Raw genomic sequence first — 21,753 nt, 5'->3', positions numbered from 1 at the left:
ATTTCATTTAGAAGGTACTGTGCAAAAATTGCTTGGTACCTCGCTATGACGAGTTTGGGTGTTTAAATTTTCGACAACTTTAACCTCGCCATTTTCTAATAGTATTCTCTTCTCTAAGCAGGCGGGCAAAGCCGATTCAAAATGACCAACATATATCAAAGTCATGCCGTTGCTACACAATTCATCAATCATGTGGTTAAATTGTTTTGTTTGCTGTTGGTCTAATCCCTGGCATGGCTCATCCAAAATCAACAATTCTGGATTTTTAATAATTGTTCTGGCTAATAAAACCAAACGCTGCTTTCCTAGTGGGAGTGATGTTAATAATTCGTTTTTGCTGGCTGATAAATTAAAATATTCAACCAGCTCATCAACCTGTAAACTTTTTGAATAAGGCAGTTGCTGGAATAATCCAACAGTATCATAAAAGCCGGATGCGATGCTTTGCCAAACGGTAGCTGAGGCATCAAAATACCAGTGAAATTCTGGTGAAATTAAACCGATGTGTTCTTTGATATCCCAAATACTTTCTCCACTTCCACGTCTGTTGCCAAATAGATAAAGCTCGTTGGCATAAGATTGCGGATGGTCGCCATTTACTAAACTCAACAAAGTTGATTTGCCTGAGCCATTATGTCCTTGTAATAACCACTTTTCGCCGGCTTTTATTTCCCAATTGATGTTTTTTAACACGTGCTTATTACCATAACTGATATTAACATCAACCATTTTAACTATATCTTTTGACGAATAAACCGGCGATTCTTTCAGAAAATCTGGTATGTCTTTTAAATTTTGCTCAATAGAAAAGGTTGCAAGTACTTTTGATTTTGAAACAGAAACTTGCCCGTCTTTTATTTCTGCGAAGCGATTAATTGATTCAGGTAACTCATCATCATTGCAAATTAAAATCAACTGAACACCTGCTTCTGTAACTTCATCTAATAGAATATTCAGATTTTTACGAGATGCAGCATCTAGACCGGTATATGGCTGATCGATGATTAACAATTGCGGTTGTAACCACAATGCTTTAACCAATTGAAGTTTTTTGTGTTCTCCGCTTGATAATTCTATTAACTGAGCGCTTGCGAATGTTGTAAAGTTAAATGCTTCTAAAATTGGTTCTACTTTATCAAAATGTAGTCCTTTTTCTTTGCCAAAACTTACTAACTCTGCATGAACAGTTAAGGTATCTTTGGTTTGCTGGCTGGTATAACGCTGTTGATAATAGAAATTAGCAACACCTTCTAAGTTTTTAAATTGGTACCAGCTTTCTACAAATAAAACTTCGGCAGGCAAATCAGTTTCTGTATTAAAATTGATTTTTACATCGCCGGCAGCACTTTGTAAACCAGCGATAATTTTGCCTAAAGATGTTTTTCCACTACCACTTTCGCCAAATAAAACGTATTGTTCGCCAGTATGGATGGTCCAATTCAAATCCATTAACACCGATTTCTGCTGGTGTTTTAGGTTTAGGTTTAGGTTTTGAATACTGACGAAACTTTCTTTCACTGTTTTATTATTTTTACCATCTTAGAAATCTAAGCTGGGTATTGATGTTTTTTGAACTATGGTTTTTCAGCGGTCGTCATTGCGAGGCACGAAGCAATCTTAAGAAGCAGATTGCTTCGTGCCTCGCAATGACGATTGTGTTAGCTTGCGGTTAAAAATTTAGCTTCTAGCCCTTTTCAAATTCTTCAATCAAATCTTTCTGTGCTAAAATGAAATCAATATCATCATAGCCATTAATCAGGCAGGATTTCTTGTAAAGATTAATTTCGAAGTTCTCAGCCCCACCTAAATCCTCCCCAGAAGGGAGGACTTTACCCTCGATTGCTACTGTTTGATTTTCTAAATCAACAGTTAAAGTAATTTCTGGGTTATTCTCCACAGCTGTGAAAATTTGTTTTAAAAATTCTTCACTCACTTGTATCGGCAACAAACCGTTGTTTAAGGCATTGCCTTTAAAAATATCGGCAAAAAAACTACTAATCACTACATCAAAACCGGCATCTTGTATTGCCCATGCCGCATGCTCACGGCTACTACCGCAACCAAAATTTTTACCTGCGACTAAAATTTGTCCGCTATAGGTTGGATTATTCATCACAAATTCTGGTTTTGGCGTATTATCACTATTATATCGCCAATCGCGGAATAAATTTTCGCCAAAGCCTTCACGCGTAGTTGCTTTTAAAAACCTTGCCGGAATTATCTGGTCGGTATCTATGTTCTCTATATTTAAAGGCACTACGGCCGATGTTAATTTTGTGAATTTTTTCATTTTATTAGTATCAAGTAGCGAGTATCAAGTATCAAGACTCGATTTTTGCATTTTTTATATCACCTTTAGCTTTTATTTTTCAGCTTTTTATCGCTTTAACTCTCAATCTTCTGTAATCCGCCATCCATTCTCCGTTGATGAAATAATTAGGTTTTAAGATTTCAACAGCCAAATTTTTAATGTCTTGAGCTTCTTTTTCTGTAAAGTTTTTTAATGCGTGCTGTGCAAATTGGTTAATCCATACGTACATCCCTTCCTCACCAATAAGCTTTGTTGGTCGGTCGAATAACCAAATCTGCTCTACTTCAAAACCTTTCGATTCTAACAATTTACTGTATTCACTAACTGATGGAAAAAACCAAAAGTTAGTGAGCACTTTATCTGCAATGCCCAATTTTTCTGAAGCACCTTTTATGGCATCTGTTATGCTTTTTACGTTTCCTTTTCCACCAAACTCTGCCACCAATCTGCCGCCAGTTTTTAAGCTTTTAAATAAGCCTTCAACTAAAGCATTTTGGTTTTCTATCCAATGGAAAGTAGCATTGCTAAAAATTGCATCGAACTTTTCCTGGTAAGGAAGTTTAGTTCCATCAACCACTTCAAAGTTTAAATTTGGATAGGAAGCTTTCGCTTTTAAAACCATCTCTTCCGAAGCATCGCTGCCTAAAACTACTGCACCACTTTCTGCAATTTGTGCAGCCAGCTGACCAGTTCCGCAACCAACATCTAAAATGTATTCTCCGGGCTGAGGCGCTAACCACTGCAAAACATCCGCACCGAAATCAGATACGAAGTGATGTTGCTTATCGTATAATGTTGCATCCCAAACTATTTCTGGCATCTTGCTTTAATTTTTAATCCATAGTTTGTGTCTCCACCAACCATTTATTTTTACTATTTAAGAAATTGAAGCATATCTAAGTTCTTTTTTTATTATCGTCATTGCGAGGCACGAAGCAATCTATTTCGTAGGAAACATTGCTTCGTTCCTGGCAATTATGAGTATATTAGCATTATGCTTTAGTCTTTATTCTTTCAGCTTTATTCTTCTGCTTTAAGCTTTTTCCAACAATTCTCTCACATCTGTAATCACACCTGTAACAGCAGCTGCGGCGGCAGTTAACGGGCTGGCCAATAGTGTTCTGGCATTTTGCCCTTGTCTACCTTCAAAATTTCTGTTTGATGTAGAAACACAATATTTTCCTGCCGGGATTTTATCCTCATTCATGCCTAAACAAGCGCTGCAACCAGGTTCACGTAATTGGAAACCAGCGGCTTCGAAAATTTTATCTAAACCTTCATTTTTTGCTTGCTGCTCCACTTGTTTCGAACCCGGAACTATCCACACCGTAACATTATCCGCTTTGCGTTTATCTTTAACAAAATCTGCAACCTCACGTAAATCTTCAATTCGAGAATTTGTACAGCTTCCAATAAAAACATAATCAACCGGTTTTCCAATTAACGATGCATCATCATCAAAACCCATGTAATCCAACGCTTTTTGGTAAGAAAGTTGTTCTTTCTCAGGCTGGGCGTTGGTTGCCGGAATATTTTCCTGAATGCCCATTCCCATTCCGGGGTTGGTTCCATAGGTTATCATTGGTGCAATATCTGCAGCATCGAAAGTTAAAACACTATCGAATTTTGCATCAGCATCGCTGTATAGCGTTTTCCAATAAGCTAAAGCTTTATCCCAATCTTGGCCTGCCGGAGCAAATTTTCTACCTTTAATATAATCGAAAGTAATCTGGTCAGGCGCAATTAAGCCACCTCTCGCACCCATTTCAATACTCATATTGCATATCGTCATTCGGGCTTCCATGCTTAAACTTTCGATTGCCGAGCCTGCATACTCAATAAAATATCCTGTACCACCAGCGGCAGAAATTTGCGCAATGATGTAAAGAATAATGTCTTTTGCGCCAACACCTTTTCCAAGTTCACCATTAACCTCAATCTTCATGGTTTTAGGCTTCGATTGCAATAAGCATTGCGTTGCAAAAACCTGCTCTACCTGCGATGTGCCAATACCGAAAGCGATTGCTCCGAAAGCACCATGGGTAGAAGTATGGCTATCGCCACAAACCATCGTTTTTCCCGGTAGGGTAATACCCAATTCCGGACCGATTACGTGTACAATGCCCTGAAGTGGGTGACCTAAGCCATAAAGTTCAATTCCAAATTCTGCACAATTTTTGGTGAGCATATCTACCTGATAACGGGAGAGCTCTTCCTTAATCGGTAATAATTGGTTTAAAGTTGGTACGTTATGGTCGGCAGTTGCCACCGTTTGCTGCGGACGAAAAACCGGCAAACCACGTTTGCGCAAACCATCAAATGCTTGCGGCGAAGTTACTTCGTGTATTAAGTGCGTATCTATGTATAAAATATCAGGAAATCCTTCTTCGCTTTTTACAACGTGTGCATCCCAAATTTTTTCTACTAATGTTTTTGACATTTTAGCCCCTCCCAACCCTCCCCGGAGGGGAGGGCTTTGCATAGTTATAAGTATTGTTTACCTCATTAGGGCAAACGTTTTAATATTAATTTTTTTTCTCTCAATTCTTATCTATGATTGAGATGTTTCGCTCCATGTCTCCTCCCCTCTGGGGAGGTAGGGTGGGGCTTTATGCAGTCTTAATCGCCTTCATTGCAGTCATCGCTTTGCGTAAAGTAGCACCAATTTGTTCTACTTCGTGCGAGCGGATGGCTTCGTTAACATCAATTAGTTTTCTGTTATCTACTGCTCCATCTTTGCCTTCGTTAAAGTTTTTACCTACTAAATCTGTATCCACTTTTTTCATGAAATCAGCTAATAATGGTTTACAAGCCTGATCAAATAAATAACAACCATATTCTGCTGTATCAGAAATTACTCGGTTCATTTCGAATAATTTTTTACGGGCAATGGTGTTCGCAATTAGTGGCGTTTCATGTAACGATTCGTAGTAAGCACTCTCTGGTTTGATACCAGCTTGTACCATTGTTTCGAAAGCTAACTCTACACCAGCCCGAACGAAAGCAACCATCAATAAATAGTTATCGAAATATTCTTGTTCTCCAATTTTAACATCGCCAGCCGGAGTTTTTTCAAAAGCAGTTTCGCCGGTTTCAGCTCTCCATTTCAATAAATTTTTATCGCCATTGGCCCAATCTTCCATCATGGTACGGCTAAATTCGCCACTCATAATATCATCCTGGTGTTTTTGGAACAACGGACGCATAATATCTTTTAACTCTTCAGAAATCTCGAAAGCCTTGATTTTTGCAACATTGCTCAAGCGGTCCATCATTGCCGTAATACCACCTTGCTTTAAAGCTTCGGTAATTACTTCAACGCCATATTGAACCAATTTAGAGGCATAACCTGCATCAATTCCTTTTTCAACCATTTTATCGAAAGATAAGATTGAACCCGTTTGTAATAAACCGCAAAGAATGGTTTGCTCGCCCATTAAATCAGATTTAACCTCAGCAACAAAAGATGATTTTAAAACACCAGCTCTGTGTCCGCCAGTGCCTACACAATAAGCTTTAGCTTGTGCTAAGCCTTTAGCTTGAGGGTCGTTTTCTGGGTGAACCGCAATTAAAGTTGGCACACCAAAACCACGAACATATTCTGCTCTAACTTCGCTTCCAGGACATTTAGGCGCAACCATAATCACGGTTAAATCTTTACGGATTTGCATACCCTCTTCAACAATATTAAAACCGTGAGAATACAATAAAGTAGCGCCATCTTTCATTAAAGGCATAATTGCATTCACAACCGCAGTATGTTGTTTATCAGGCGTAAGGTTAATTACCACATCAGCAGTAGGAATTAATTCTTCGTAAGTACCAACTTTGAAATTGTTTTCTGTTGCATTTTTCCACGAATCTCTCTTACCTTCAATTGCCTCTTTGCGCAACGTGTAGCTTACATCTAAACCACTATCCCTTAAATTTAAACCCTGATTTAAACCCTGAGCTCCACAGCCTACAATCACTAGTTTTTTGCCTTTTAATGCGCTAACGCCATCTAAAAATTCGTTGCTATCCATGAAATCGCAAACACCAAGTTGGTTTAATTTTTCTCTAAGAGGTAATGTGTTAAAATAATTTGACATCGTTTTTATTGGTTAATTTCTATTTATTTATCGGTTCAATTATCAAGATTAAAGTTCATTTATCTTGATGGTTAATATTTTATTTTATTTGAAATTCAGGTATCTGCTTTTTGGTTACTTCAGCCCCGCTTTTCCTACCCGTCCGGCAGGCGGGCGTTTCAATCTTTTTAACTCCTGTCATTCCGTCCATTTTCGTCATTGCCTGCCTGCGGTAGGCAGGCGAGGTGGAATGACGTGGCAATCTTTTTAGTAAAGCCATTAAAAAAGTATTTCCTCTTCAATCGGGTTTAAAAAAACTTCTGTTCGGTGTTTCAAACCATCATCCGTTTTCCGCCTCACATCTTCCATTTTTAAACTAATTTTTTCAATGCTAAGGCATATCCAAAATGCAGGTTGTCATGTCCTATGGTTGTAATTAAAATTTCTTCAATACTATGTAGTTGCGCACCGAAAGTTGCAGTTGAATAGGGGATGGTGTTTGCAAACAGACCCTTCGCATAATCTTCCTTTATTTTTTCGACACTTTCTAGTGCAATTGCCTTTAATTCGGCAACTTCTTCTTCGGTAACAGTATAGGTTGGTTTAGTATCCTTCCTGTAAAACTCGTTGTATTTCACTGAACTGGTATCGGCTAAAACTCCAGTGCGCACATAACAAAGCGTTTGCGTGCTAACCACAATATGCCCGAAATTCCAGATGATGTTATTATTAAATCCATCAGGAATTTTATTCAGTTGCTCAATGCTTAAGCCATCAATTAGTTTAATAAATGCCTTTCTCGAGTTAATTATAAATTCAAATACTTCGTTCATTGTTTTAATGTTTTAGGTTGTAAGTTATACGTTTTACGACCTTTACGTATAACTTACCACTTATCACGTATTACTGATTACATGGTAAATATCTTCTCGCCTTTATCTAAGAATTCATTTTCTATTAATTCCTCGCCAGGTTCAAAAGCTTCAAATTCTTTTAATTTTTCATGGAAACCAGCGCTGTCTTTAATAATTGCAACTCTGGCAGAACGTACAAATTCAATCAATTCATAAGGTTCTAATGCTTTTACCAGGGCATCGGTTTCTTCTCTGTGCCCGGTAACTGCAAAAACAGTATAATCTTTACGAATAACAACCGCACTTGCGCCGTATTGTCTAAGCAAACGCTCAACGGTTACTTTTTCGGCAATTTCATCAGTAGAAACTTTATACAAAGCCAATTCCTGCCAAATTATTTCATCATTGGTGTTGAAATATACTTTTAAAACTTCAACCTGTTTTTCAATCTGACGGGCAAGTTTACGCACCACATCATAGCTTTCCGTAATCACAATATTGAAACGATGTATGCCATCAATTTCAGATGGAGAAGTATTTAAACTTTCGATATTGATTTTTCTTTTCGAAAAGATAATCGCTATTCTGTTTAATAAACCAATACGATTTTCAGCATAAACCGTGATGGTATATTCCTGCTTACCTTCGTAATCGGCTTTTGCTATTTTATGTTCTAATGTATTTTCAGTAGTCATGATATTTTTTTTTGTGTTGCCGTCATTTCGACCTTGTGGAGAAATCTTTGTCAAATCCCGCTCTCCCGAAAGTTAGGGACTGCGCTCCAGTCTAGATGACGAATGGGTCAGGTTTTAATTATTAGCCTTTAATTACTTTAATCTAATTTCGCTTACGCTCATACCTTGCGGAACCATGGGGAAAACGTTGTTTTCTCTTCCAACCATTACTTCTAATAAGTAAGAACCTTCATGGTTAATCATCGTTTCTAAAGCAGTTCTTAGGTTAGTACGTTCTTCAACCTTATCGGCTTCAATGTAATACGCTTTAGCCAAAGCCACAAAATCCGGACTAGTAATGTTTACCGAAGAGTAACGCTTATCGTTAAACAATTCCTGCCACTGGCGAACCATTCCTAAAAAGCGGTTATTTAAAATCAGGATTTTAACGGCCGCACCAAATTGCATAATCGTACCTAACTCTTGTGGCGTCATTTGAAAACCACCATCGCCAATAATAGCAATAACCGTTTTATTTGACGCACCATACTTAGCACCTATTGCTGCCGGTAAACCAAAACCCATTGTACCTAAACCACCGGAGGTAATGTTACTACGGGTGTTATTAAATTTTGCATAACGACAGGCTACCATTTGGTGCTGACCAACATCAGTAACAATAACGGCATCGCCACCGCAAATTTCGTTGATGTTGCGCAATACTTCACCCATTGTCATTTCATCGCCTTGCGGATAAAGCTCTGGTGTGATAACCTGGTCTATTTCTTTCTGATTATATTCTCTGAATTTTGAAACCCAGTCATTGTGTTGTTTCTCATCAACTAAATTGGTTAAAAGCGGTAAAGTTTCTTTGCAATCGCCCCAAACACCAACATCTGCTTTTACATTTTTGTCAATTTCGGCCGGATCTATATCAAAATGAATAACTTTTGCCTGTTTTGCATATTTATCCAAGCGACCTGTCACGCGGTCATCAAAACGCATTCCAATGGCAATTAAAACATCACATTCATTGGTTAAAACATTGGGTCCGTAATTTCCATGCATTCCTAACATACCAACATTTAATGGGTGCGAAGTTGGAATGGCACCTTCGCCCATAATTGTCCAGGCTGCAGGAATGCCGCTTTTTTCTATAAAGGCTTTAAATTCTTGTTCTGCAGTGCCTAAAACAACACCTTGTCCAAACAATATAAATGGTTTCTTCGCCTCGTTTATTAATTTAGCTGCTTGCTCGATGTATTCTACTCTAACTTTTGGTTTCGGGCGATAAGAACGGATATGATTGCACTTAACATATTCAGGAAATTCCTCAATTTGTATTTGAGCATTTTTAGTTATATCGATTAAAACTGGTCCTGGTCTACCGCTTTTTGCAATGTAAAAGGCCTTCGCTAAAACTTCCGGAATTTCTTTTGCATCGGTAACCTGATAATTCCACTTAGTAACCGGCGTAGTAATGTTAATTACATCCGTTTCCTGAAATGCATCAGTCCCTAATAAATGTGCAAAAACCTGGCCTGTGATACAAACTAAAGGTGTGCTATCGATTTGAGCATCAGCTAATCCTGTTACCAGGTTGGTTGCACCAGGGCCACTTGTAGCGAAACAAACACCTACTTTACCGCTTGCTCTGGCAAAACCCTGAGCGGCATGGATACCACCTTGCTCGTGGCGTACCAAGATATGTTGCAATTTATCAGTGTAATCATAAAGTGCATCGTAAATTGGCATAATTGCCCCACCAGGATAACCAAAAATGGTTGTTACGCCTTCTTCAATTAATCCATTTAACAAAACCTGAGAGCCCGTTCCTTTAAAAGTGCGCTTTGTTTCAGCCTTTGCTTCGGTTTGTAATGTATCTTGTGCAGTTTCCATAATTACGTTTTTGCTGTTCTATTATTCTTTTATTTTAAATCCGATTCGCTCCCTATCTTTCCATTTCAACTGTGCAATTTTTTCATCTAAAAGATTATCCATTGCATCATAAAGCTCATTTAGTTGAACATCGTGTTCTCCAAGTCGCTCTTTAATTTCTAAGAGCTGCTCGTTTAAGTTATTTTGTTTGAGTATGATTTTTCTTACATCAACAAAAGCTCTCATTATGGCAATATTCATGTTAATTGCCTTTTCGCTTCTTAAAATTCCGCTTAACATTGCTACGCCTTGCTCTGTGAAAGCATAGGGCATTTTTCTAATCCCTCCATAACTTGATATCACAATTTGTGATATCAAGTTCGGATTCTATGTCATCACAGTTTGTGATGACATACCTTGATTGCTGTTCTCTAATTTCAAATTTTCAAACTCCAGCTTAGTAAGTTGAAACATAAAATCATCTGGAAAACGTTGAATATTACGCTTCACGGCTTGATTTAAAACCCTTGTTTCAACTTCATAAAGTACTGCCAAATCGAAATCCAACATTACTCTTACACCCCGAATTTCATAAATTCTATTTTGAATACTTTTGATTATTTGCATAGTAATTCATTTTATTATTTAGTCGGGATGACTAATGGTCAAGGTTTACATCCGCAAACCTGAACTTATTTTAATATTCGTCAGTTACGCAACCACTTGCGGCATCTGAAACGGTTTTAGCATATTTATAAAGCACGCCTTTAGTTACTTTTAACTCTGGCTGCACATATTTCTTTCTTCGCTCTGCGATGACATCATCGCTTACCTGCAATTCTATGATGTTATTAACAGCATCAATTAGGATTGGATCTTCATCTTCTACCAAACCGATTAAACCACCTTTGTATGATTCGGGAGTGATGTGCCCAACCACAAAACCGTGGGTTCCGCCAGAGAAACGACCATCGGTAATTAAAGCCACCGATTTACCCAAACCAGCACCAATAATTGCTGAAGTTGGTTTTAACATTTCCGGCATGCCCGGTGCACCAACAGGGCCAGAGTTTTTAATTACAATTACATCACCTGGCTTTACGCGACCGCTAGAAATACCCGCAATTAAATCATGCTCGCCATCAAAAACTCTAGCCGGACCTTCAAATTTTTCGCCTTCTTTACCGCTTATTTTTGCTACAGAACCTTTCTCGGCTAAATTTCCATAAAGAATTTGCAAGTGACCAGTTGCTTTAATCGGCTCACTCAGTTTTTGAATGATTTTCTGGTCGTAATCCATAATAGATTTTACATCGGCCAAATTTTCTGCAACAGTTTTTCCGGTTACGGTTAAGCAGTCGCCATGTAATAAACCTTCGTTTAATAAAAACTTTAATACTGCAGGGATACCTCCATATTGATGCAAATCTTGCATTAAGTATTTTCCGCTTGGTTTAAAATCGGCTAACACAGGCGTTACATCACTCATGCGTTGAAAATCATCTTGAGTAATTTCTACACCAATAGCTTTACCCATGGCAATAAAATGTAATACTGCATTGGTACTTCCACCTAATATAATGATTGACCGAATTGCATTCTCAAACGCTTTTCTTGTCATGATATCAGATGGTTTAATATCTTTTTCTAATAGAATTTTGATGTATTTTCCAGCATCCAAACATTCTTGTTTTTTCTCCGGACTAACCGCAGGATTTGAAGAGGAATAGGGTAAACTCATTCCTAATGCTTCAATAGCAGATGCCATTGTGTTTGCTGTGTACATACCGCCACAGGCGCCGGCACCCGGACAAGTGTGTTTTATGATGCCCTGATAATCTTCATCAGATAAATTGCCACAGATTTTTTGTCCCAATGCTTCAAAAGCCGAAACGATATTTAATTCTTCCCCTTTGTAATGACCTGGTGCAATTGTACCACCATAAACCATAATTGATGGACGATCTAAACGAGCCATTGCCATAATAGCACCCGGCATATTTTTATCGCAGCCTGGTATAGAAATAATTCCATCATAGTATTGACCGCCACAAATAGTTTCGATACTATCAGCGATTACGTCGCGGCTAACCAATGAATAACGCATACCATCAGTACCGTTACTCATACCATCACTAACGCCAATTGTATTAAAAATCAAACCCACTAAATCATTTTTCCAAACGCCTGCTTTAACATCTTTTGCAAGATCGTTAAGGTGCATGTTGCAGGTGTTGCCATCATAACCCATGCTTGCAATACCAACTTGAGCTTTTGCCATATCTGCATCGGTTAAGCCGATTCCGTAAAGCATCGCCTGCGCCGCCGGTTGTGTTGGGTCTTGTGTAAATGTTTTACTGTATTTGTTTAATTCGCTCATTGATTAGTTTATTAGTTCAGTTGTTCATTAGTTTTAGAGGTTGGTAGTTGAAAATTTTTTCTCAAATCTCAATCTCAAAACTCATATCTATATAATCACTTCGTAGTTCACTTTTTCTAGCACAAGGTTTTTATAAGCCCGTTGTATGGTATAACCGATCGATTCTCTCCATAATGAACGGAAAACGATATCATCAATTGAAGCAATACCAGCAATCTCTGTAGCTGTTCCACATAAGAAAGCGCTATCTGCATTTCTCAAATCTTCAACAGTCAATTTCTGCTCGATGCACTCGATATCTAAAACCGTACAAAGTTCTTTAACCGTTGCTCTGGTAATTCCAGGTAAAATATTTCCTAAAGATGGCGTGTAAAGTTTACCATCTTTTTCTATAAAGATGTTTGCACCTGATGCTTCGGCTACAAAGCCGTTCATATCCAAAAGCAAAGCTTCATCATAACCTTTAATATTGGCTGCGGTTGTAGCCAAAATTGAGTTTACATAGTTTCCGCTCAATTTAGCTTCCATTGGTGTAGATTTTGGATTTGGCCGCTCGTAATCTGAAATGGTTAACTTTAATAACTTATTGCCAGAATAAGCATCCCAATCCCATGCACAGATTAAAATTGAAACACCGGTTGGACCATTCAATTTCATGTTGGGGTGGCAAAAAACTAATGGACGGATGTATGCATCCTTTAGCTTATTCAGCGTAAGCAACTTATAAGTTTCTTTTATTAATTCCTGTTTATCCCAAGGGAAAGGAATATTTGCCAATTGGCAAGAACGCTCCAGGCGGTCGAAATGGGCAGCTGCTTTAAATATGCGATTGCCGTTGTGTGTTTTATATGCTCTAATACCCTCAAAAGCAGCGTAACCATAATGCAATGATTGGCCGTAAAGATCAGTGCTGCTATTTACAGCCTTTTCAAATTTTCCATCAAGGTATATAATCGTATTAGAATTATAGTATTTCATAATACTGTGTTTTATTATTTAAAAAAAAGCGCCCTGTTTTTGTCAGGACGCTTTAAGTATATTTAGTTTATATCTATTAAAAGCAACCCATCTTCTTTCCTGGTAAAATATTTAGGAGTAGTAGATTGAGCATAATGACAGGTATGAAAACAACATTACCAGCTGCAATTGCAGTAGCCTGATTTGAAATTGTGTTACTTTGATAGATCATTATTTCCTGATTGTTTATAAATACCAATTTAGTTTTTGGTTCATTAATATCCAAAGGAAATTAAAAAAAAGTGAAATTAGAATTATATTCCTTTTTTAAGTCAAATTAACGAATATTATTTCGTTTGCCGGAGCTTTTGGTGATTATATGCTGATGACCGCATACCAAATATCAAAACGGTATACGGTATGTTTGTTATGCTTGCATTGTAAATTCACCTTTTTTCTTCTTAAAACTTCTGTATTTAATCAAAAAGTGAAAATTTTTGTAGTTTTTTTATAGAACTAATCTTTACAGAAATGTCCATAAAAACAAAATGCCAATGAATTTTGCATTGGCATTAGTATATTAATTTATGTGATACTATTCTTCTTCCTTCGAAAGAACTCTTGATGCTACTTTTCCAACTGTAAGTCCTTGAACGATAATAGAAAATACAACAACAAAATAGGTAGCCGCAATTAATGTAGGTTTATATGGTCCCTCATCCATTGATAAGGCTAAAGCAATAGAAACTCCTCCGCGTAAACCACCCCAAACCAAAACTTTAATTGTTCCGTTACTAAATTTATTTTTAAATGGAATGAGTAAAACCGGAATATATATGGATAAAAATCTCGAGAATAAAACAATAACGATACTTGCAGTTCCGATTATCCAATATGATGTGATGTTTTGAATAATCAATAATTCGAAACCGATAAAAAGAAACAAAACTGCATTGAGGATTTCGTCAATAAGCTCCCAGAATTTATTCAGGTAATCTTTTGTAATGGCAGACATTGCTGTTCGCTTACCATAATTTCCAATCACAATACCAGCTGCAACCATGGTTAAGGGTCCTGATATGTGCATGGAATGTGCAATCAGGTATCCGCCCATTACTACCGAAAGTGTTATTAAAACTGAAACTTTATAATCGTCGATTTTCCGCATAGCGTTAGATGCACCTAAGCCTAAAAGCGCACCGAGGATAAATCCTCCGAAAGCTTCTTTAATCAATAACCAGGATATACTAAAAAATGAAATTTCTACTTCACTGGTTTGTGTAAGTTGAAGAATAACTGCAAATACCACAACGGCAACACCATCGTTAAAAAGTGATTCTCCGGCTACTTTTGTTTCTAATGATTTTTTAACTTTTGCCTCTTTTAAAACGCCCATCACGGCAATTGGGTCGGTAGGGGATATCAAAGAGCCAAAAAGTAAGCAGTAAATGAATGGAATATGAATGCCTAATATCGGCCCGAGAAAAAATAATATTCCTCCTACAGCAAATGTAGAAATGACAACACTAACCGTTGAGAAGATGATAACAGGTCCCCGTTGTTCTTTTAAATCTTTTAAATTAATATGGATGGCACCGGCAAACAGCAAAAAGTTTAGCATGGCGCCCATTAATACTTCGGTAAAATCTACATCAGTAAGTAATGTAGAAAAATGATTAAAGGCTTTTGGAAATAGACTTCCGGTGATAACCAATATAACTGAGGCGAGCATCGCGATAATCATGATGCCAATGGTTGAGGGTAATTTTAGATAACGTAAATTGAGATAAGCAAAGAATGACGCGATAACAATGAGTACTGAGAATGAGTAATATAATTCCATTTAAAAATTTATTGTAAAAAAAAATATAATTTGGGTATTCTGGTAATATACTCAATTCAAATTTTTGACTGGAATATATACTCGGGCTTATTGTAAATTTTTACCCAAAAAGGAGTTTAAAATGAAACTTGTAATATTAACACAAAAAAGCCTTTCTGAAATTAATCAAAAAGGCTTTTTTAAGTTCCAAAGATAAATTTAGAACTATATAATAAATTGATTAAGCAATACCTTCTGCTAAGACAACAATTTTATTATTTAAGGCTTCAACAACTCCACCTTTAATAAAAAAACGTTGCTCGTCATTTTGGTTTGCTTTTATAATAACTTCTCCATCCTCTAAAGTAGAAATGATAGCAGCATGGTCTTTTAAAATCTGAAAAGAACCTGACGTTCCGGGAACGGTAACAGCTGTTACTTCGCCTTCGAAAACTTTTTTATCCGGAGTTAATATTTCTAAATTCATTTTTAAAGTTTTACGTTTTACGTTTTAAGTTTTAAGTCAGCCGACTTGCACTTAAACGTATAACTTATTACGTACAACGTATTAGTTCGCTTCTGCTAATAATTTTTTACCTTTTTCAATAGCATCTTCAATGCTACCAACTAAGTTAAATGCAGCTTCAGGATATTCATCAACTTCACCATCCATAATCATGTTGAAACCTTTGATGGTATCTTTAATATCTACCAACACACCTTTTAAGCCTGTAAATTGCTCAGCTACGTGGAATGGTTGTGATAAGAAACGTTGAACACGACGAGCTCTTGATACTACTAATTTATCTTCTTCAGATAATTCGTCCATACCTAAAATCGCGATGATATCTTGTAATTCTTTATAACGTTGTAAAGTTTCTTTAACGCGTTGTGCTGTGTTGTAATGCTCATCGCCTAAAACCGCAGGCGAAAGGATACGTGAAGTAGAATCTAATGGATCTACCGCTGGATAAATACCTAACTCAGCAATTTTACGAGAAAGTACTGTAGTTGCATCTAAGTGGGCGAAAGTTGTAGCCGGAGCCGGGTCAGTTAAATCATCTGCAGGTACATATACAGCTTGTACAGAAGTAATTGAACCGCGTTTTGTTGAAGTAATACGCTCCTGCATTAACCCCATTTCAGTTGCCAATGTTGGTTGGTAACCTACTGCAGATGGCATACGACCTAATAAAGCCGATACCTCAGAACCTGCCTGAGTAAAACGGAAGATGTTATCAACGAAGAAAAGGATATCTTTTCCAGCGCCTTCACCATCACCATCACGGAAATATTCTGCAACTGTTAATCCTGATAATGCTACACGAGCACGTGCACCAGGAGGCTCGTTCATTTGACCGAAAACCAATGTTGCTTTAGATTCTTTTAATTTTTCAGTATCAACTGACTTCAAATCCCATCCACCTTTTTCCATTGAGTGCAAGAAATCATCGCCGTAGTTGATTACGCCTGATTCGATAAACTCACGAAGTAAATCGTTACCTTCACGAGTACGCTCACCAACACCTGCGAATACTGATAAACCTGCATAAGCTTTAGCGATGTTGTTAACCAACTCCATAATTAATACCGTTTTACCTACACCAGCACCACCAAACAAACCAATTTTACCACCTTTTGCATAAGGCTCTAATAAATCGATTACTTTAATCCCTGTAAAAAGTACTTCAGTTTCTGTTGATAAATCTTCGAACTTAGGAGGAGTAGCGTGAATCGGGCGACCGTCAGCTTTATCTACTGCAGTGATTCCGTCAATTGCGTCACCTACTACATTAAATAAACGACCTTTAATTTGGTCGCCAACTGGCATTTTAATCGCTGAACCAGTATCAACTACTTTCATTCCACGAACTAAACCATCAGTAGAGTCCATAGAGATTGCACGTACACGGTCTTCACCTAAGTGCTGTTGAACTTCTAAAACAATTTTTTGTCCATTTTCTTTTGTTATCTCTAACGCATCGAAAATTTTAGGTAGATGGGCATCATCAGCAAAGCTAACGTCAACCACTGGGCCGATAATTTGTGCTATTTTTCCTAAGTTAGGCATATCTGTTGTGAGTAAATTTATTATAGTCAACGAATTAAAGCTGTTTGTAAGGGCTCCAATTCGGTTGGCAAAGTTAAGTTATTATTAGCGAATTTTAAATATATATTACAAATTTTTCTTAGACGATTTTAATAGGTAATTTAGGGGCATATAACCACATAATGAAAACCGTTTTAACTACAGGGAGTAATGGCCTTTTGGGGCAAAAAATAACCGAAAAAGTATTAGCCGAGGGTCGGGTAAGATTGGTTGCCACGTCAAAGGGCACAAATCGCTATCCTATTAGCGAAGGCTACGAATATGCCGAAATGGATATTCTGGATGCTGAGCAGGTTGGGGAAGTTATTCTAAAATATAAGCCTGACGCTATTATTCACACGGCCGCTATGACAAACGTTGATACCAGCGAAGCCAATAAAGAACTTTGCCATCAGCTAAATGTTGATGCAACTCAGCATCTGGTATCGCTTTGCGAAGAATTAAATGTTTATTTTATACACTTAAGTACTGATTTCATTTTTGATGGTGCTGATGGACCTTACAAAGAAGAAGATGTGCCGAATCCATTAAGCTATTACGGCGAAACAAAACTTCTGTCCGAACGTGCTGTTAAAGCATCAAAAGCAAATTGGGCAATTTTACGCACCATTTTAGTTTATGGCATCACCAATGATATGAGCCGCAGTAATATAGTGCTTTGGGCGAAAGGTGCTTTAGAAAAAGGTCAGCCTATTAATGTAGTAAACGACCAATGGCGTATGCCCACACTTGCTGAAGATTTAGCCGAAGCTTGCTTATTAGCAGTAGAGAAAAATGCGCAGGGTGTTTATCATGTTTCGGGTAAAGATTACATGAGTATTGCAGATTTAGTGAAAAAAGTTGCCGATTATTGGTCATTAAATAAATCAATTCTTTCAGAAATTAGCTCAGAAAGTTTAAATCAATCTGCAAAGCGCCCGGTTAAAACGGGTTTTGTGTTAGATAAAACAATAAAAGATTTAGATTATAAACCGCATAGCTTTGAAGAAGGGTTGAAGATTGTGGATGAGCAGATGAAAAGTAGAAAGTAGAAAGTAGAAAGTAGAAAGTGAAAAGTATCAAGTAGCTAGTATTAAGTATAAAGACTATACGGATATTGAAAATGGACAAATAGGCTAATTCTTTCCTTTTGAAACTTTGCTATGAAATTAACCAATTAACCAATAACAACAATAATAATATGGCACTACAAATTGGCGATAACGCCCCGGATTTTAAATTATACAGTTCAGATTTAACTGAAGTTTCTTTAGAAGCATTTAAAGGCAAAAAGGTGATTATTCACTTTTTCCCGATGGCTTTTACCGGAACTTGTACAGAACAACTTTGTACAATGAGAGATAATTTTAGCTTTTACGAAGGCATCAATGCAGAAGTTTTAGGTATTTCTGTAGATTCTCCTTTCTCTTTGGCGAAGTTTAAAGAAGTTCAAAACTATCAGTTTCCGCTATTATCTGATTTTAATAAAGAAGTATCTGAAGCTTATGGTTCGCTTTATCCAGAATTTGTATTCGGATTAAAGGGTGTATCGAAAAGAGCAGCTTTTGTTATAGATGAAGAAGGAAAAATTATATATGCTGAAGTTTTAGAAGATGCAAAGGATTTGCCTGATTTTAAAGCAATTGATGATGCTGTAAAAGCTTAAAGAAAGCGAGAGCGAAGATTTTTGAATATTTTTTTCAAATAATATTTTGAATTTAATTATCAAATCTTACCTTTGCAGTCCGTTAACAAACGGAAATGCATTTGTAGCTCAATTGGATAGAGCATCTCACTACGGATGAGAAGGTTTGGGGTTCGAATCCCTACAAGTGCACTTGAAGGGATGATTTTTAAATCATTCCTTTTTTTGTCTACAATCATTACTCCTAACTCTCTCATTTTTAGGTAATTGATTGATAAAAGGCTCAGCATTGTAGGTGTTCGATAGATACCGTTTTCATAGTAAAGGTTTGAGTCGAACACTAGGTTTATAAATTCTCGCTTTTCTAGAGTATCAAATTTGTTAAAGACTGATTTTACGTCTGTTAATACATCCAACTGTTTGTTTAGTATTTCGAAAGCCTCGCGATGACTCGCATTTAACCTTTCTATTGCTATCTTCAGGTTGTCTATATTATCTTTGTATCTATTACACCATCTTTGATAGGTATCCCTGTCAATTTCACTTTTTATCCATTTTTCTTCTACAGCATATAGTAGTTCTTGTTTTTTTCTAAGTTCCAATTGTTTTTCTGCCAGACCCTTCTTGTTATTTTCAAGTTCTTTTTCAATCTGTAGTGCTGCGCCGTCTTTGATTTTTTTTACTAATCTGACAGGTAGGCTCATCAGTTCGAGCGCTGTGTCAAACTGCATATGCGCTTTTTTTGCGCTAATATTATTGTGTTTGGAAAACCTGCATTTATAATAATAAAAATATTGTCCGGACTTGCCGCGTGAAGGCGCTCCGGTCAAAAAATTACCACAGTGGCATTTTAAAATACCTCTCAGTGGAAGCGAATCATCGATGATGGTACGCGCTTTACATACTCTCTTAATTTTGCTGTTTACCATTTTCCATGAGATCATATCAATGATCGGCTCATGAATGGCTGGAAAGAGTCCTCCAGGATGCTCTTTATAGGCTTTAGCTTCTACTAACCCGGCATATACTGCATTCGTTAAAATCCTTTCAATAGCCATATTACCCTTTCTGTCAAATCCAAGTTCTGCAGCCTTTTGTTTAATGAGGTAGAGTGGTACATTCTTTAAGTAAGCTTCGTAGATAAACCGGACGATTTTAGCTTCAGGTTCATTGATAACTAACCTGCGGTCTCGTGGCTCGCCTATTTTTTGGTATCCGTATGGTGTAATCCGGAAAACAAATTTTCCTTCTTTTGTTTTTTTGGAATATATGCCTGATCTTATTTTGATGCTCCTATTGATGTTGTCTTCTTCCGCCAACAGTAGTTGTAGACCAGCTCTGAAGAAACTCCCAGGTTTATCGTAGTCAAATTCAATGCCCTCAGAAACGCTTATGATCTGTATCCCATATTTCGATTGTAAGGTTTTAACCATGCCCATGGCTTCACCTGCATCGCGGCTAAACCTGTCCATTTGATCAACTAATAGGTAATCAACGTTTTTATGGTAAAGGCCTATAAATTCCTGTAATTTAATAAAATCGGGTCTGTCAAATGTTTTGGCGCTTTTCCCACGATCGATAAAGGTATCTATCAGATTAATTTTATTCAATTGTATATAATGATCAGTTACAACCCGCTGACGCTCTATTGAATTTTCACTTTGTTTTTTATCGCTGAACCTTAAATATCTAATTGCCTTCTTTTCCATATAATTCCTTTAATGTCGATTTAACAATGATTTTGACTATTAAATTTAGCAATTTTTCTTCTCTACTCTCATATATTTTGTCAATATTATTGTCAGTTTTCTTTAAATATTCTCTTTCATGTAAAGTGTACTTTGAACATTCTTTGGATATGAAATCCTTTGGCTTAGTCGGTACTATTTTACCGGTTTTCTTCGTTTGATCTTCAGAACTAAAGTTTTCAAGGTTACTGATTGGCAACCTTGTTTTAAGTCTTTTTTTTTGTGTTCGGACATTAGGCTTTTGTTTGTTGATCTTCATACGGTTGATACTTAAACTCGGAAGAGTCATTTGATTTATTATTGATTTAGTTAAGCATCAATGGTCGTAAGAAAATCTGAAATCAAAAGGGTATACCGTTAGGAAGTACGACCGAAATTTGAACGTTTGAGCATTTTTGTCGTTAAACCCGAATCATATGGTTCAGTAAGCCATATCTCTAACAAGTGGTCGTCTATATCCACAAAAATATATTGTAGAAATGGAAAAGTTGAAGTGTCAATCTATCTATACTCAATTTCCTCTGATAAAACGTTCGATTATGGTAAATTCGTTCGTTTTTTGAGACGAAATTTAATCTATAGATCTTTAGGGCTATCACAAATCCACCTTCTTTGATAATGAAAAACTTTGGCCTATTATTGGTTTAAATAGATTTTTAAAGGATTTGATGAAACAGATTCATTAGAATAGCAGAACAGAGCGAACAGATCCAATAGTTTGTTGATTTTATAACTAAGTATTTTAGATTAATTCATAGCATTACCAATCTAATTGTCACCTAAATGCTTCAGCCCAACACCATGCCTTTAAATTGTAGTGGCTACACTTCTAAGAAATATTATTAATGGATCATTTGGCGAAATATACACTATCAGGTACGACTCCGAGCCAAACTGCAGGCCCTTTGTCGCGACTGCTTATTGCAACTTGTACAAACTTTGAATCGGAACTTGCCCCATGCCAGTGAGGAAGATTTGGAGGGCATTTAACAATATCCCCTTTATACAGAATCATCTTTTTTTTGCCTTTTTCCTGGTAATAGCCGACGCCTTCGGTAGCTAAAATTATCTGACCCGCGGGATGCGAATGCCAGTTAGTTCTTGCTCCTGGAGAAAAAGTAACGTTTCCTACCGTATTGCCATTTAAAGTATCTGCATCGACAAGTGACTTTAGCCATACTTCGCCTGTAAAGTTTTTACTTGTGTTTTTATTTCCCTGTGGAAATAAGGGCTGACTTTCTGACTCTTTTTTTTGATTACTGCATGAGGAAATAGCAATAACCATTGCCAGAATTAGATATTTACCATTACATTTCATAGCCATA

19 protein-coding genes, 1 tRNA gene and 2 pseudogenes are annotated in these 21,753 nt (G+C 36.9%); 3 read left to right on the top strand and 19 right to left on the bottom strand.

Annotated features, from left to right (window positions below; genetic code table 11):
- Positions 1-3: 3 nt before the first annotated feature.
- The 16 genes and pseudogenes from LUA86_RS14355 to atpD all read right to left on the bottom strand — a co-directional run bounded on the left by LUA86_RS14355 (position 4) and on the right by atpD (position 17,017).
- Positions 4-1,449: an ATP-binding cassette domain-containing protein gene (locus tag LUA86_RS14355; protein WP_231464182.1), complete on the bottom strand. Its 1,446-nt coding sequence runs from the start codon at positions 1,447-1,449 to the stop codon at positions 4-6.
- Positions 1,450-1,684: 235 nt separating this feature from the next.
- Positions 1,685-2,290 (bottom strand): 3-isopropylmalate dehydratase small subunit, encoded by a 606-nt coding sequence (gene leuD, locus LUA86_RS14350; protein ID WP_231463902.1) that lies wholly within the window; start codon positions 2,288-2,290, stop codon positions 1,685-1,687.
- 79 nt (positions 2,291-2,369) lie between these two features.
- A complete protein-coding gene (locus LUA86_RS14345; RefSeq protein WP_231463899.1) occupies positions 2,370-3,131 on the bottom strand; it encodes a class I SAM-dependent methyltransferase in 762 nt (253 codons plus the stop codon).
- 213 nt (positions 3,132-3,344) lie between these two features.
- Positions 3,345-4,751: a 3-isopropylmalate dehydratase large subunit gene (leuC, locus tag LUA86_RS14340; RefSeq protein ID WP_231463897.1), complete on the bottom strand. Its 1,407-nt coding sequence runs from the start codon at positions 4,749-4,751 to the stop codon at positions 3,345-3,347.
- Between the two features lie 169 nt (positions 4,752-4,920).
- Entirely contained in the window at positions 4,921-6,402 is a 1,482-nt protein-coding gene (ilvC, locus tag LUA86_RS14335; RefSeq protein ID WP_231463895.1) for a ketol-acid reductoisomerase, read from the bottom strand.
- Between the two features lie 79 nt (positions 6,403-6,481).
- Positions 6,482-6,661: a hypothetical protein gene (locus tag LUA86_RS14330; RefSeq protein ID WP_231463893.1), complete on the bottom strand. Its 180-nt coding sequence runs from the start codon at positions 6,659-6,661 to the stop codon at positions 6,482-6,484.
- Between the two features lie 91 nt (positions 6,662-6,752).
- The gene (locus LUA86_RS14325; RefSeq protein WP_231463891.1) at positions 6,753-7,214 is read right to left on the bottom strand and encodes a DinB family protein; all 462 of its coding nucleotides are present in this window, start codon (positions 7,212-7,214) and stop codon (positions 6,753-6,755) included.
- Between the two features lie 77 nt (positions 7,215-7,291).
- The gene (gene ilvN / locus LUA86_RS14320; RefSeq protein ID WP_231463889.1) at positions 7,292-7,930 is read right to left on the bottom strand and encodes an acetolactate synthase small subunit; all 639 of its coding nucleotides are present in this window, start codon (positions 7,928-7,930) and stop codon (positions 7,292-7,294) included.
- A gap of 132 nt (positions 7,931-8,062) precedes the next feature.
- On the bottom strand, positions 8,063-9,808 hold the full coding sequence (gene ilvB, locus LUA86_RS14315) for a biosynthetic-type acetolactate synthase large subunit (RefSeq protein WP_231463887.1): 1,746 nt from the start codon (positions 9,806-9,808) through the stop codon (positions 8,063-8,065).
- Between the two features lie 21 nt (positions 9,809-9,829).
- Entirely contained in the window at positions 9,830-10,120 is a 291-nt protein-coding gene (locus LUA86_RS14310; RefSeq protein WP_231463885.1) for an ORF6N domain-containing protein, read from the bottom strand.
- A gap of 12 nt (positions 10,121-10,132) precedes the next feature.
- A pseudogene (locus tag LUA86_RS14305) lies at positions 10,133-10,357 on the bottom strand (ORF6N domain-containing protein); the annotation flags it as partial.
- A gap of 127 nt (positions 10,358-10,484) precedes the next feature.
- Entirely contained in the window at positions 10,485-12,167 is a 1,683-nt protein-coding gene (gene ilvD, locus LUA86_RS14300; protein WP_231463881.1) for a dihydroxy-acid dehydratase, read from the bottom strand.
- A gap of 87 nt (positions 12,168-12,254) precedes the next feature.
- Positions 12,255-13,145, bottom strand: coding sequence for a branched-chain-amino-acid transaminase (gene ilvE, locus LUA86_RS14295; RefSeq protein WP_231463879.1), 891 nt, complete (start codon positions 13,143-13,145; stop codon positions 12,255-12,257).
- A gap of 574 nt (positions 13,146-13,719) precedes the next feature.
- Positions 13,720-14,967 carry a sodium:proton antiporter gene (locus tag LUA86_RS14290; RefSeq protein WP_231463878.1) on the bottom strand — a complete coding sequence of 416 codons (1,248 nt, stop codon included), beginning with the start codon at positions 14,965-14,967 and terminating at the stop codon, positions 13,720-13,722.
- Between the two features lie 220 nt (positions 14,968-15,187).
- Positions 15,188-15,433 carry an ATP synthase F1 subunit epsilon gene (atpC, locus tag LUA86_RS14285; protein ID WP_231463876.1) on the bottom strand — a complete coding sequence of 82 codons (246 nt, stop codon included), beginning with the start codon at positions 15,431-15,433 and terminating at the stop codon, positions 15,188-15,190.
- A gap of 81 nt (positions 15,434-15,514) precedes the next feature.
- Positions 15,515-17,017, bottom strand: coding sequence for a F0F1 ATP synthase subunit beta (gene atpD / locus LUA86_RS14280; protein WP_231464180.1), 1,503 nt, complete (start codon positions 17,015-17,017; stop codon positions 15,515-15,517).
- Between the two features lie 161 nt (positions 17,018-17,178).
- On the opposite strand from atpD, the gene LUA86_RS14275 reads away from it, so the two are divergent.
- The 3 genes from LUA86_RS14275 (at position 17,179) to LUA86_RS14265 (ending at position 18,872) form a co-directional block, all read left to right on the top strand.
- Positions 17,179-18,087, top strand: coding sequence for an NAD(P)-dependent oxidoreductase (locus LUA86_RS14275; protein ID WP_231463874.1), 909 nt, complete (start codon positions 17,179-17,181; stop codon positions 18,085-18,087).
- 149 nt (positions 18,088-18,236) lie between these two features.
- The gene (locus LUA86_RS14270) at positions 18,237-18,701 is read left to right on the top strand and encodes a redoxin domain-containing protein (protein ID WP_231463872.1); all 465 of its coding nucleotides are present in this window, start codon (positions 18,237-18,239) and stop codon (positions 18,699-18,701) included.
- A 97-nt stretch (positions 18,702-18,798) separates the two neighbouring features.
- Positions 18,799-18,872 (top strand) — tRNA-Arg (locus LUA86_RS14265).
- Positions 18,873-19,597: 725 nt separating this feature from the next.
- Here LUA86_RS14265 and LUA86_RS19355 read toward each other — a convergent pair.
- The 3 genes and pseudogenes from LUA86_RS19355 to LUA86_RS14255 form a co-directional block, all read right to left on the bottom strand.
- Positions 19,598-20,389: pseudogene (locus LUA86_RS19355) on the bottom strand (recombinase family protein); the annotation flags it as partial.
- Positions 20,370-20,687, bottom strand: a complete 318-nt coding sequence (locus tag LUA86_RS14260) for a hypothetical protein (RefSeq protein WP_231463869.1) — start codon at positions 20,685-20,687, stop codon at positions 20,370-20,372. The pseudogene LUA86_RS19355 and the gene LUA86_RS14260, both read right to left, overlap by 20 nt.
- A gap of 591 nt (positions 20,688-21,278) precedes the next feature.
- On the bottom strand, positions 21,279-21,752 hold the full coding sequence (locus LUA86_RS14255; RefSeq protein ID WP_231463868.1) for a cupin domain-containing protein: 474 nt from the start codon (positions 21,750-21,752) through the stop codon (positions 21,279-21,281).
- Position 21,753 lies beyond the last annotated feature (1 nt).

The organism is Pedobacter sp. Leaf132 (assembly GCF_920984695.1).
Lineage (GTDB): Bacteria > Bacteroidota > Bacteroidia > Sphingobacteriales > Sphingobacteriaceae > Pedobacter.
The sequence above is the reverse complement of the archived record's forward strand: the minus strand, read 5'-3'. Positions and strand labels throughout refer to the sequence as shown.